Consider the following 12,839-nt stretch of genomic DNA (forward strand, 5'->3'; position numbering starts at 1 on the left):
TTTCTTCCTCTCGTCCTTTTATAGCTTCATTTTACCTTCGTTGCTATCCGCGTTAATCCACAGTTGACATAACTGGCGTATAGTCGATGGATACTCACACTTATACTCAATCAGCAAAGGATGATCGCTTATATGGGAATCCATACGTACTTCAGGTCACTGAATGATCTTGAACGTATTATTCGTACACCTGGCAAATTCAAATTCGAAGAACACAGCGTATCCGCTCATTCCTGGAAAGTGGTACAGTACGCCAAAACGCTCGCAGATATTGAGGAACAGCATGGGGTCACCATTGATTGGAAAAAGTTATACGAAATTACGAGCAGTCATGATTATGGTGAAATCTTCATCGGTGATATCAAAACACCAGTCAAACATTATTCACTGGAGCTGCGTTCGATGCTGCAAAAGGTGGAAGAAGGCATGGTTGAACATTTTATTAATGAAAATATTCCTGAAGAGTTCCAGCCTATTTTTCGCAGACAGCTACGTGAGGGCAAAGACCAATCGGTTGAAGGACTGATTCTCGAAGTCGCAGACAAGATGGATCAGGTATATGAAGCCTTTGCCGAACTCCAGCGTGGCAATACGGAGAAAGAATTTATCGTCATGTACCGTTATGCCTTGGTCAAAATCAAAAATATCGACCTCCACTGTGTGCAGTATTTTCTGGAACAGATTCTCCCCGACATGATTGAAGAAGGCATTCGCTCCCCGTTTGATATCCGCAAAATAACCGAAGAAGCTCTGGCCCAGTAATCAGCTCAGGTCAACATGGTTCTCATCATCCATGGACAGGGCTTTTTTTCGTTCCTGCAATTGCAGTCGGTACTCACTAGGATACATGCCCGTTTTGTTTTTGAAGATCCGGCTGAAATAGTGGGAATCACTATACCCTACCGCTCCACCAATCGTCTTGATATCCATATTCTCATGGGTGACAAGCATACGTTTCGCTTCATTGATCCGCAGACCTGTCATATATTTCAGCGGAGTCTCCCCCGTTACTTTCTTAAAACACTTTCCCAGATAGTCCACACTAAAATGCATCTGTCCCGCCATGTCCTGAAGTGTAATCTCATGCATGTAATTCTGCTTCAAATACAGCTTAACAGCTTCTGCGATATCCTCCGGTTTCACCTGCTCATCCAGCCCAGCACTGACATGGGCTAGCGAATCCACAGCGCTCCCTAGCTTCAATTCCATCGCATCCAGCAGCGTGCGAAGCTGCTCTTCCGATAATGGTTTGAGCAGATAATCCTCCACCTTGTAACTGATCGCCTGTCGTGCATATTCAAATTCATGGTAACCACTCAGAATCACAATCTTCACATGCGGATAGGCAAAATACAGATATTTGGCCAGTTCCAATCCGTTCATCACCGGCATCTGAATATCGGTTACAACCAGATCAGGGACGGAATGTTCAATGAGCTGTAACGCTTCCTGACCATTCCGCGCTTCACCAATCACCTCAAACCGGGTGCCGAGCTCTCTGAATTTGCGCGAGACATTCCGGCGAATCAGGGCCTCATCTTCCACAATAATCGTTCTATATTTGATTGTCATCGGTTTAGTCATGCTCCTTTCCAATGGAACCACCTATTGTAATCTGGACACCGCCGGAAGGCTTGTTCGTAATCTGCATGTGGGCTGCCGTGCCATACCATAATTTCAATCGGACCCATATATTCTTGAGTCCCATGCCGTTAATTTCAAGGTCAGGCATACGCTCCCACTCCTGTGATTGTTCGATGTAATGCATGATCTTGGCAAGTGCTTCGGGTTCCATGCCAGGCCCGTTGTCTTCCACATGGATCTGCCAGGTCTGCTGTACTTCATCCATATTTCCAGTAATATTCAGTTTCCATGGCGGGGTATCACCCAGTCCATATTTCATGGCATTTTCGAGTAGTGGTTGTACCATCAGCATCGGGACCTGGATATGCTGCATCTCTTCCGGAATATGAAACTCGTAGTGCAGATCATCTTCAAACCGAATCTTCATACAATCCAGATATCGCTCACAATAATCCAGTTCTTGGGACAGTGGTACCCCGTTTTTGCCGGGAGTAGAAATATAACGCAGCATAGACGCGATATGACCGCAGAACGCGACAATCTGCTCATTCATGCCTTCTTCCGCCATGATGCTGATATTCGTGATGTTGTTGTAGAGAAAATGCGGGTTCATCTGGGACTGCAACGCGAGTAATCTTGCCTCTGTCTCCTGGGATTTCATCGCGAGTCTGTCCTGAAAAGATTGCACAAGCTGCTGATTCAGCCGGATAAACGTATCATTCAGCTCATCCATCTCCCGGATGGATCCCGGATGCTCCAGCTTGAACAAATGCGCCGAATCCTGACCTGATACCAGATCGTTCTCACCTGTTTTCTGAATAATGCGCTGCAAGCGATGTAGTGGCAAAGTGACCCTTTTGGAAATCAGATACGAGAGAACCAGAATCAGCATCAACGTAGCTAACGTGGCACCGATAAACATCACAGCCATCCGGTTGAGACTCGCGAAAAGGGACTGCTTGGACTGCATGACAACAACGGTCCATCCCGTCTCCTGTGACGTCATGTACGTCATCATTTGTTTGGAATGACTCAAAGGATCGGTGATCTCCTGCATCGTATCAGGTGGATATGAAAGATTTTGAATCAAATCCACAACATTGAAGTGGCCTGTTTGAGAAGCATCATCAACCGCAGAAAGTGGATACAACCGTGTATTATGTTCATCCATCACATAGATGCGAAGATCCTCGTTACTCGCCTGCAAATCATTCAAATGCTGGAACAGAGTTCCGGCATCCTGCAAAATCTCAACGACGCCCTGGCTGACATAATTGCCATCTTTGTATACCCGGGTAAGGGAAATGTAGGGTTGATCTGACTTCCCCTCCCCTGTTGGCATGGGCAAAGCTCCCCCCTCTAACAGTTGAATCACCCGCCAGCCACTCCGCTCCCAGGTTTCCTTGTACCACGGTCGCTGAGTCAGGTCCACCGACAGTTGACCGTTGAATGCACCCGCTCCCAGCATCTTGCCGTTCACATCATAGATATTGGCCTGCTTGGCTGTATTGGAGCTGCTGATAATCGCGAGAATGACATCAATCAGTGTGGTTGTATCCTTATACAATGCCGGATCACTCGTCATTGTCTGCTCGCTATCCTCCGCTGGTGCCAAGTAGTGACTGAAGTGTTCTTTGACCAGATTGGAGTACACAATGTTCATGGAAAAGTTGTTCATTTTCACCACTTCCTGATCCAGATTACTGACGATCGATACCCCCAGTTGTCTCTGCTGTTCTTCACTTCGATGACGGATGTCACTCGCAAGAAAAACATACAGGAGCCCCGCCACAATCAGCGAAAAGATAATAAATACCGCAGAGTAATAGGCAAACAGACTTTGCTGAAGCGTTCCAAATCGATACCTCAATCCCCACGCACCTCGTCCTATGATGATATCTGTTACACCATTCGAAAATGTCCACCCAACAGAACGCTTTTGTCTATTGAGCGTATTCGCTGTTCACAGTAAAGTTATCCACATAAGAATACGCTTACATTAAGCGTTTCGGCAAGTGACAATTTTCTTTATATTCCGGGAGGTTCAATGATGAGAAAACGGTTTCTATTTTCGCTTGCAAGTGTGCTCCTGCTCTCCACTCTGCTGCTTGCCGGGTGCAACTCAGGGAAAAGTACGGAAGGCTCAGGTAAGGTGACACTCACGTTTGGAACAAGCCAATCCGGTATTCCGCGTACAGGCATCATGCAGACGATGGCCAAGGAATATGAGCAGGAGACCGGCGTCAAAATTGACTTTCAGGTCGTACCTGACGCACAGTGGCGTGACCTGATCAAGGTGAAGCTGGCCTCAGGCGAAGCTCCTGACATTTTCAATGTCGATGTGGACCCACTAAGCATGCCGGCCAACGTAAGACCGGAGGAAAATGCCATTGACCTGACCAATGAGGAATTCACAGGTCGGATGTCCGAAGAAATTTTGCCAACTGTCAGTCACAATGACAAGGTGTACGGGGTTTCTTTTGCGCCAACGAAAATCTGGTATGTGTACTATAACAAACGGATCTTCCAAGAACTCGGCATAGAGCCTCCTACATCCTATGCCGAATTCAAGGCAATCAGCCAGAAAATTAAGGATAAAGACATCATTCCGTTCTATCAGGCACCTGCCAGCGGGTGGTATCAGGTTCTGCCTTTATTCGAAACAGGGCCTAACTATGAGCAAACCACAGCGGGAACCTACGAGAAATTAAACAACAATGAGATGAAAGTCGCAGATATGACGCAGCTTAAGACGGTCATTGAACAATTGAAGGAATTTGCGGATCTCGGCTATTTCGGCAAAGACTTCTTGTCCAATACGGTAGAGGCGGGAATTGAAGCATTTGGCCAAGAGAAAGCGGCTATGCTGCTGCGGGTTCCAGGGACGGAAAAGGAAGTCTCCGAAGCGTATCCGGCAATGAAAGATAATATGGGGTTCTTCGTGATGCCGTGGGGAGATAATCAGACGATTGGTGTGAATCCGGGTGGTTCTGCTGCGATGTTCGGTAACAAAAACAGTAAACATCCTGAAGAAGTGCTGAAATTCTTCCGCTGGATTACCGAGCATGATCATCTGCAACGTGTGTTCGATGAAGGTGAAGGTAACCTGACGATCTGCTGGCCGGAAATCGAACCCAAGCTGACACAGGATTATATTGATTATGAGAAAAATCATGAAAAAGGTACGGTCATGCAGGCCGCTGTGAAATATATCGATCCACAATGGATGGATATTGGCAAAGACTTATCAGGTATGTTCGCCGGTGCAATGACACCGGATCAGATTCTGCAAAACATTGATAAACGCCGTGCTGAACAAGCCAAAGTGCTGAAAGATGAGAAGTGGCAGTAATAGCACAAATTGCAGATAAACATACATGCTGATCAGCTTTACATGCAGCGGGCATTTGCCCGCTCATGTATTTTGTTTTGGCAGGAAGGAAAGGTGTTAACGGTTATGAATGCGAACAAAATCTATCCCTGGTATTTCTCATCTGGAGCGATTGTGTTATATCTGCTGTTCATCGTTGCCCCCGCTCTGCTGGGCATCTATTATTCCTTCACCGACTGGAACAGTTATAGTTCGGAGAAGAACTTTATCGGTCTGGAGCATTTCCGTACCATTCTGGCGGGTGATCCTACATATCTTCTTTTTATCAAAAACACAGTCCTGTTCACCCTCGTTACGTCCATCGCCAAGACTGTTCTGGGATTGTTCCTGGCTCTGCTCCTGGTCAGCGGTGTAAAGGCCGCCAATCTGCATCGGATGATCATTTTCTCCCCGCAGGTACTGTCGTTCCTGATTGTTGGGCTTGTGTTCAAAAGTCTGCTTGATCCCAACAACGGGTTCGTTAACGTGACCCTGCGTTCATTAGGACTGGACGTTCTCGCCCAGAATTGGCTGGGCTCCCTGACCTGGGCCATGCCATCCATTATGGCAGTGGACACGTGGAAAGGCATGGGGTACATCATGGTGCTGTTCATCGCCGGACTGCTCGCCATCCCCCGCGATTATTACGAGGCAGCATCCATTGATGGCGCCGGCTTCGGGCAGAAGCTGTTCCGAATCACGATTCCGATGCTGATGCCTACCATTACTATCGCCACAGTACTCAATATTACATACGGGCTGAGAGTATTCGATGCCGTATACGTATTAACCAATGGTGGCCCCGGTAACGCGACAGATGTGATTAACACGGCGGTCTATTCCTCTTTTGCCAAAGGGTATTGGGGACTGGGGAGTGCGCTATCTACCATTCTGTTTGTCATCATGGCGATCATCTCCTTTTTCATCATTCGTTTGATGAACCGAAAGGTGGAATACTGACATGCGATTGAGAAAAAGATTGGCTTCGATCGGGTTAAATGTACTCGCCTGGCTGCTTAGCCTGGTGGTCTTGATTCCTTTTGTCGTCATTGTATTGAATTCCTTCAAATCCGACGCCGAGGCCAAAGTGCTTAAACTGACGCTGCCCGAGAAGTTTATCTTCGAAAATTACAAAATTGTCTATGAACAAGGACACTTGGGAGGTTCCTTTTTCAACAGTCTGCTTCACTCCGGGGCTTCTTCCCTGCTACTGGTATTTGTTGTGGCCTTCTCGGCTTTCACGTTATCCCGTAATCATTCAAAGCTCAGCAAGTTCCTGTACTTCTTCCTGATCCTTGGTATTACACTTCCTCTCAACTACATTCCGCTGATGGAAGTCATGAAGTCGATGGGCATGATCAATTCACATGTCGGCATGATTCTGCTCTATACGGCCATGGGCATTCCGATCTCGCTGTTCATTACGTATGCGTTTGTGTCTAACATCCCGAAGGAGCTGGATGAAGCCGCGATCATGGACGGATGTAATGGGATCAAACTGTTCCTGAGAATCATTGTACCTTTGTTAACCTCGGTGCTGGTAACGGTATTTGTTCTTAATTTCCTGAGTGTCTGGAATGAGTTTACTGCCCCACTCTATATGCTGAATACAGTGGAGATGTGGCCGATGACACTGGCTGTATATAACTTCTTTGGACAATTCAGTGCCCAGTGGAATCTGGTCAGTGCCGATATCGTGCTCACGTCATTGCCTGTGTTGATTGTGTTCCTCATTGGGCAAAAGTATATAGTAGGAGGACTAACTTCAGGGGCGGTTAAAGGATAAGCCCACCGACAATCCAAATTCACAAACACATCTTGTCTAAGTTACATCTGCTGACTCCTCAGCACAAAAAAAGCCTTTGTCTGCTCATCATGTGAATAACTTCTTTGTACAGAAGAAGTATCGCACGCTGCTGCGGACAAGGGCTTACGCTATTGAACTCGAATTAATCGTGCGCCAACCCGCCAACATCGGATGGAGCCTTTATATCTGGGCTCTGCTCCAGAGATTTGATCATTTTCAAACGGGATGTGATTATTGCGATCAGAATAACAAACAGACCCGCGATGATAAACAGAAAGGCAATACCTCTGCCTGGCCCGGTTCCAATAATTTGACCAACGGACGAAGCCAGTGCTCCCCCCTCCATCAGCAGCGGATTAAACACATGGTCGGCCAGAAATCCAGCCAAACTATATGCAATAATGAACCCGAGTTGTGACAGAATACCAATGATTCCCCATACCCTGCCCTGCTTTTCGTTCGCGATATTGTTTCGCACCAGCACATCTGCGCTCATGTTGACAAACGGCAGCGATGACAGGAACAGAAAACCTGCGAAGATAATAAAATAAATGTTGGTGGAGATCCCCAGAAGTGAAAAGGACAAGCCGCATAAAATCAGACCCATCACAAGCACACTTGCGTATCTCTTTGTTATTGTAAATATGCCGATGCATAAGCTGCTAATCAGCATACCGATAGCGCTAACAGACTGAAACGTTCCAAGTGTCTTTGCATCCGTGAATGACAGAAGCATCGGACCAATGAGTGTCTCCAGGAATCCCAGATAAAAGGTGACCAGCGAAATAATCACCACCAGCAACAGTACTCCCTTGTTGGTTACAACTTCCCTCCAGCCCTCTTGCATATCGGTGATCCAGTTTTTGTCTTCTTGATCCTCTCGCTCCACCTTCATGCTCTTACGAATAACCAGCACAGCCAGAATGGCAACCAGGAATGTCAGAATATTAATGACCAGAATGACTTCAATGGTTGTTATACTAAGCAGAATGCCCGCAATGATGGGTGAAAACAGAAACTTCGAGGATTCAGCCAGTTGTACAAGACCGCTTCCCTTCGAGAATTGATCCTTATCCAGCAGGTCCGTAGCAGAGGCCTTATATGCCGGGCTCTGCAACGCGGAAAACACCGAACTAAAGGCCACTCCCACATAGATATGCCATAATTGGATATCACCTGTGAGCATAATGGAGAGAATGAAAATCAAACCGGCTGCCGACCCCAGGTCGCCGATAATCATCATCGTTCGACGGTCGAATCGGTCGGCGAGTACACCTCCAATAGGTCGAAGCAGGATATTCGGCAGAAACGTGAATAAGGTAATCAATGCAACACTTGTTGCCGTATTCGTTTTTTCGAAGGCATACACCCCCAGGGAGAAGGCTGTAAGTCCAATCCCAATCATGGAGATGAGCTGACCAAACCATACTACCAGAAACTTTTTAAATGATTTTTGAACGGTATGTTCCATGGATGTTACTCCCTTCTCGGCTAAGCTTGATTCGGAAAATAAAGACGAGTGACGTAGGCGAAGCTTCCTTTTTCTGCTCCCAGCACACGTTCCAAAATAAGTGTGAATGCTTCAACCTTTTTTTGGAGTTCTTCCTCCTCCCATTGAAAGATGCCTCGATCCAGCAAAAATTGTGAAGATACGAGCAGGAATTCGATGGATTCCTTTGGGTTAGGCGTATGAAATACCCCCTCCTGAATTCCCTGCTCTACCACCTCGGCCAAGATGGGACTTAATCGAATTACCGTCTCTACCAGACTCTTTTGGTGCATCTCCACATTATGAACGCTGTGTAATTGCTCGATGAGATCATGTTTTCTGCCGTCTGGCTGATTCTGCGCCATCATGATGCGAAAAATTTTGTCATGGGCGTTCAGTTTGGGGTCGGACACCACGTTCCTGGCCGATGCCTCCCCGCTCAGAATAAAACGCATAACGATGGCGTTCATAACCTCTTCCTTGGACTGAAAATAATAATAAAATGTACCCTTGGCTATGTTGCACGCCTGAAGGATATCCATGACCGTAGCTTTGGTATATCCTTTTGTCACGAACAGAATCTCGGCGGCATCCAAAATCTCGTTCCTGCGTTCTTCCGGGTTTTTTATCAGTCTCATATCCTGGCCTCCGATACGTTCGACCGACTGTCGGTCTATTGTAATCATGGAATTCTTTTTTTAGAACCCCATTTCAGTCAACCATTGCGCCAAATGGCTTTCCCTTGTTTTTAGATCCTGACGCTCTCTTGCATATTTTCCAATATTTCTGTCTGCAACCAGCTTGCCGTCCATCATAAACAGTACACGTTCCGATCTGGCAGCGACTTTCACATCATGGGTCACCAGCAGAATGGTTGTACCCGCTCTATTAATATCGCCCAGAATATCCATGATCTCATACGTTGATTTGGAATTCAGCGCCCCCGTTGGTTCATCACCGAATAAAATATCTGGATTATTAATCAGCGCACGGCAGATGGCAATCCGTTGAAGCTGTCCGCCTGAGGCTTGGGTGATGTTATGCCCAGCCAGCTCATCAATCCCCATTTTTTTCATTAATGACATCGCCCTTGTATTAATCGTTTCTCTGCTGCTATTCTTGGCCAGATACGCGGAAAGTACGATATTGTCTAACAGATTCAGATTCTTGAGCAGATGAATATTTTGAAAGATGAACCCCATTTTGGTCAAACGTAGAGTTGCCAGGTCCCTCTCCTGAAATGCCGATATTTTTTTGCCATTAAAATAGACACTTCCAGCACTAATCTGATCCATACCACTTATGTTGTACAGCAAGGTAGACTTGCCTGAGCCAGATGGCCCCATGATGGAAACAAATTCTCCCTTCTTTAATTGAAGGTTGATATCTTTCAAGATGTTATGTTCTTCATTCTCGCCGATCGCTACGGATTTATTCACGTCTTTAGCCTCAAGTATAGTTGTCATCGTTGTTCCTCCCTATTCGACAATCATTTTGGATATGCTCGTTTCCTTGATTGATTGGATACTAATCCATGCTGTCAGTACAATCGTGCCCGCAAGTAACAATGGACACAAAATATATGCCTGTAACGGGTTAACAACAAAAACAATATTGGAAGCTCCAAACGTCGACATAATGGCACTAACCAGCAACGGACCCAACGTATTGGACAATATCGTTCCAGTAACAACCCCTAAGATTAATATGACAAGTGACATCACGACATACTTGAACTTGATTTTAGACAAGGCAAACCCAAGGCTTCTTAGTACAGCAATGTCGTTGTTGTCCTTGGCTACTAACATCTGAAGGAACAGTGCTGTAATTAAAATAGATATGAATACACCGATGACCAAGGCCAGCATCGTCACCAATTTCAATTGTTGGATGGTTCCGCCTAACGTCTGATCCAGATAACCTTGAAGATCGGTTACTTTAGCTGGCGAGAAAGCCGCCTCATATTCAGCAATTTTGGCAGCCATGTCCCCGCGATTATTCAGATCCAAACTGACCACATACCACAACACACTATCCTTGTTGTAGGGCAATAAGGCTTTCGCCGTTTTCCCACCATTCGTAACGTCCTGGTATATTCCGCTGACCGTCATTATCTGATCCTTGCCATTAACCAGCAAGGTAAGTTGTTCACCAGTCTTCAGGCGAAGCTCGCTACTGTTTGCATCAGATAACGCAATTTCCTTCTCGGTTGTTGGCGCATTACCACTAACATAAGACAATGGGAAAATACTGAAATCTCCAGTTTCTACACTCAGATTGTCGTAACTGCCTTCCGCATTTTTAATCTTGAACTGGCTTGTTACCAATGGGGAATACGTTTTGATGTCTTTATCATTTTGGATCTGGGCAACCAGATTGTCATAACGCTGCTCCACATCGTCTGTGTGCCTCAAGTCAATGCGAATATCACTTTGTCCAACACCCATATAAGAAATAAAACTTGGCGCCTGCAAAGTGTTCAGGAAGTTGACCGGCACAATCATGATAAATGAACTGACTACAAAGACAAATAACAATAATCGGAACATCTTGATTCGCTGTATGACTTCCTTCAGACCAAGAAAGACAGGTACGGAGGACCAGCGATTGCGGGACAAACTGAGCCGATTTCGAATGATCTGTGTATCTCCCAGGCTCCCGGTACGGAGAGCATCCACCGCGGAGATGGAACGAAAACGCCGCAGTACCGTTCGACAGAACAGAACAACCATGGCAAATATTATTCCAGCGGCTAATAACGGAATCGCGAAATGCAACAGGGTTGCAGGTGCTTTTCCCATATACAACATGATGTTGGAAACAAATAGTCTGTTAACGCCCAGTGATGCAATGTAACCAAGCACGGATGCGAATCCCGCCATAAATACATACTTCATCAGATACAGTCTCTTAATATCCTTCTCTGCGATCCCTATCGCTTTCATGACACTAATCTCACGATAATCCTCTTCGATGGTCGCAAGCATCGTGAATCGGATGCAGAGCATCGCGATCAGAATCAGCACAAGACTGACCAAAATAATAACGGCTGCAATAACTCCGTCGGTCATGGCATTCAGTACCTGGAACAGCCCATAGGTTACGACGGGACCCGCGTCGGGAAGTCCGGCATTTTGGTAAGCCTGGGTAAATCCACTCGTCAGTCCGGGATCCGTCAACCGGAATTCAATGAGATACTCCATCTCTCCGATACTCTGCTTCAGTTCCTGCAAATTCCCATCACTCACAATAAAACGTTTGGAATGCACAACCGATGGATTCATCTGAGCATCACGGACAAAATCAACGATGGTGTAAGAACGCTCAAATTGACCATTATCGATCCGAACCTGGTCGCCCACACTCAATTTATTTTGCTGCATGTAATATACCGGAACCGCGATCTCGCCATCGTTAACCTGAATAATCTCACTATCCAGATTCAACAAATAGTCGAAACCCTGATTCTGTGTAACAAAGTCAATGTCCATAACGCTGTTCTTCTCGGACTCTGCTCCGAGAAACAGATTAGAGCCGTCAATATTGACCATTTCCACAATCTGATGCTGCTGGACCATGGCATTTTCTTCAGCCCACGTGTTCACTTTGGCCTGATCGAGTTCTCCGGCATGCATTTGCACAAAGTGTGGTGTTTTGGATTCAGAAAATAGATATTGAATGGAACTCGTCAGTTCCATAATCATTCTTGACCCCGAAGATACCAGCAAGGCGGCCAGCAGTACAAAAATAAATAACGCAGCCGTAATCCCTTTTTTTCTCGTTATATCGTTTCTCAGCATTCGTAGCAGCATAAACGAACATGGCTCCTCTCATCTACAAGTTGTTCCTATTTATCTGGAGTCATAAAGCTTGTCAGACAATGCGCCACCGTTGAAGGTTGATGCATCATGAACATGTGAGTACCCTCTTTGATGGTTTGAAGCTTCAAGGGTGTGTCAAAATATCGGCCCCATCTCAACGCTGATTGAAGGGTAACGGTACGATCTCGTTCTCCCCACAGATACAACACCGGCAATGAGAGCGGCTCATATTCAAGCGTTGCTGCAGATTCCAGCATCCTGAAATCCGCCCGGATGACGGGCAGAAAATAATTCAACAATTCTTTTTCATGTATCAATTCTTGCGGAAGACCTTCATAGGAGAACAGATGATCAATCAGATTTTCGTCTGACATCCGATCATAATTCTGCATCCCGCATTCGTCAGGCGTGTTGCAGGCAGATAACACAAGCCGTAGCGTTTTAGCCACATCTGGACGTTCCTGACATAAGCGCTGCGCAACGAAGTAGGCTGTAATCCCTCCCAGACTATGTCCAAATAACAGACTGCCCGGCTGTATAACATCCAGCAGTTTGCTGGTATACAGTTCTACGAGTTGCTGCATATGCTCCAGGGGAGTTTCGGTGTTCAGACCATGACCCGGGGGCGTAAACGCCCAAATTTCCGTGTCAGGAAGGTACGGCACTAGGGGCTGAAAACTGTTGGAGTTGCCACCGAGATAAGGAAAACAGACCATTTGTCTGTTCCCCTCCCCCTTTTGTAGCTGCTCCAAATAGATCGGTTCCATC

General features: G+C 46.2%; 11 protein-coding genes. 4 read left to right on the forward strand and 7 right to left on the reverse strand.

Annotation, left to right across the window (positions count from 1 at the left end; genetic code table 11):
• The first annotated feature begins 132 nt into the window (after nt 1-132).
• Nucleotides 133-762, forward strand: coding sequence for a YfbR-like 5'-deoxynucleotidase (locus ABTV53_RS20110; RefSeq protein ID WP_133385582.1), 630 nt, complete (start codon nt 133-135; stop codon nt 760-762).
• Here ABTV53_RS20110 and ABTV53_RS20115 read toward each other — a convergent pair whose 3' ends face one another.
• Nucleotides 763-1,572, reverse strand: coding sequence for a response regulator transcription factor (locus ABTV53_RS20115; protein WP_433745669.1), 810 nt, complete (start codon nt 1,570-1,572; stop codon nt 763-765).
• 4 nt (nt 1,573-1,576) lie between these two features.
• Nucleotides 1,577-3,454 carry a sensor histidine kinase gene (locus ABTV53_RS20120; RefSeq protein WP_433745671.1) on the reverse strand — a complete coding sequence of 626 codons (1,878 nt, stop codon included), beginning with the start codon at nt 3,452-3,454 and terminating at the stop codon, nt 1,577-1,579.
• A gap of 177 nt (nt 3,455-3,631) precedes the next feature.
• On the opposite strand from ABTV53_RS20120, the gene ABTV53_RS20125 reads away from it, so the two are divergent.
• The 3 genes from ABTV53_RS20125 (at nt 3,632) to ABTV53_RS20135 (ending at nt 6,740) form a co-directional block, all read left to right on the forward strand.
• The gene (locus tag ABTV53_RS20125) at nt 3,632-4,936 is read left to right on the forward strand and encodes an ABC transporter substrate-binding protein (RefSeq protein WP_339305114.1); all 1,305 of its coding nucleotides are present in this window, start codon (nt 3,632-3,634) and stop codon (nt 4,934-4,936) included.
• Between the two features lie 105 nt (nt 4,937-5,041).
• Entirely contained in the window at nt 5,042-5,914 is an 873-nt protein-coding gene (locus tag ABTV53_RS20130) for a carbohydrate ABC transporter permease (RefSeq protein WP_091028318.1), read from the forward strand.
• 1 nt (nt 5,915) lies between these two features.
• Nucleotides 5,916-6,740, forward strand: coding sequence for a carbohydrate ABC transporter permease (locus tag ABTV53_RS20135; RefSeq protein WP_017687163.1), 825 nt, complete (start codon nt 5,916-5,918; stop codon nt 6,738-6,740).
• A 163-nt stretch (nt 6,741-6,903) separates the two neighbouring features.
• Here ABTV53_RS20135 and ABTV53_RS20140 read toward each other — a convergent pair whose 3' ends face one another.
• The 5 genes from ABTV53_RS20140 to ABTV53_RS20160 are packed head-to-tail and all read right to left on the reverse strand — an operon-like array spanning nt 6,904 to nt 12,838.
• The gene (locus ABTV53_RS20140) at nt 6,904-8,232 is read right to left on the reverse strand and encodes an MFS transporter (protein WP_433745676.1); all 1,329 of its coding nucleotides are present in this window, start codon (nt 8,230-8,232) and stop codon (nt 6,904-6,906) included.
• Nucleotides 8,233-8,252: 20 nt separating this feature from the next.
• Nucleotides 8,253-8,888, reverse strand: a complete 636-nt coding sequence (locus ABTV53_RS20145) for a TetR/AcrR family transcriptional regulator (RefSeq protein WP_433745679.1) — start codon at nt 8,886-8,888, stop codon at nt 8,253-8,255.
• Between the two features lie 60 nt (nt 8,889-8,948).
• Nucleotides 8,949-9,716 carry an ABC transporter ATP-binding protein gene (locus tag ABTV53_RS20150; protein WP_433745681.1) on the reverse strand — a complete coding sequence of 256 codons (768 nt, stop codon included), beginning with the start codon at nt 9,714-9,716 and terminating at the stop codon, nt 8,949-8,951.
• 12 nt (nt 9,717-9,728) lie between these two features.
• On the reverse strand, nt 9,729-12,062 hold the full coding sequence (locus ABTV53_RS20155; RefSeq protein ID WP_433745684.1) for an ABC transporter permease: 2,334 nt from the start codon (nt 12,060-12,062) through the stop codon (nt 9,729-9,731).
• Between the two features lie 35 nt (nt 12,063-12,097).
• A complete protein-coding gene (locus ABTV53_RS20160; protein WP_433745686.1) occupies nt 12,098-12,838 on the reverse strand; it encodes a thioesterase II family protein in 741 nt (246 codons plus the stop codon).
• Nucleotide 12,839: the final 1 nt, after the last annotated feature.

The organism is Paenibacillus amylolyticus (assembly GCF_050990605.1).
Classification (GTDB): Bacteria; Bacillota; Bacilli; order Paenibacillales; family Paenibacillaceae; genus Paenibacillus; species Paenibacillus amylolyticus_H.

Coding starts and splice junctions, on each gene's coding strand:
- ABTV53_RS20110 (WP_133385582.1), top strand. CDS start 133: ATGGGAATCCATACGTACTTCAGGTCACTGAATGATCTTGAACGTATT.
- ABTV53_RS20115 (WP_433745669.1), bottom strand. CDS start 1,572: ATGACAATCAAATATAGAACGATTATTGTGGAAGATGAGGCCCTGATT.
- ABTV53_RS20125 (WP_339305114.1), top strand. CDS start 3,632: ATGATGAGAAAACGGTTTCTATTTTCGCTTGCAAGTGTGCTCCTGCTC.
- ABTV53_RS20130 (WP_091028318.1), top strand. CDS start 5,042: ATGAATGCGAACAAAATCTATCCCTGGTATTTCTCATCTGGAGCGATT.
- ABTV53_RS20135 (WP_017687163.1), top strand. CDS start 5,916: ATGCGATTGAGAAAAAGATTGGCTTCGATCGGGTTAAATGTACTCGCC.
- ABTV53_RS20140 (WP_433745676.1), bottom strand. CDS start 8,232: ATGGAACATACCGTTCAAAAATCATTTAAAAAGTTTCTGGTAGTATGG.
- ABTV53_RS20145 (WP_433745679.1), bottom strand. CDS start 8,888: ATGAGACTGATAAAAAACCCGGAAGAACGCAGGAACGAGATTTTGGAT.
- ABTV53_RS20150 (WP_433745681.1), bottom strand. CDS start 9,716: ATGACAACTATACTTGAGGCTAAAGACGTGAATAAATCCGTAGCGATC.
- ABTV53_RS20155 (WP_433745684.1), bottom strand. CDS start 12,062: ATGCTGCTACGAATGCTGAGAAACGATATAACGAGAAAAAAAGGGATT.
- ABTV53_RS20160 (WP_433745686.1), bottom strand. CDS start 12,838: ATGGAACCGATCTATTTGGAGCAGCTACAAAAGGGGGAGGGGAACAGA.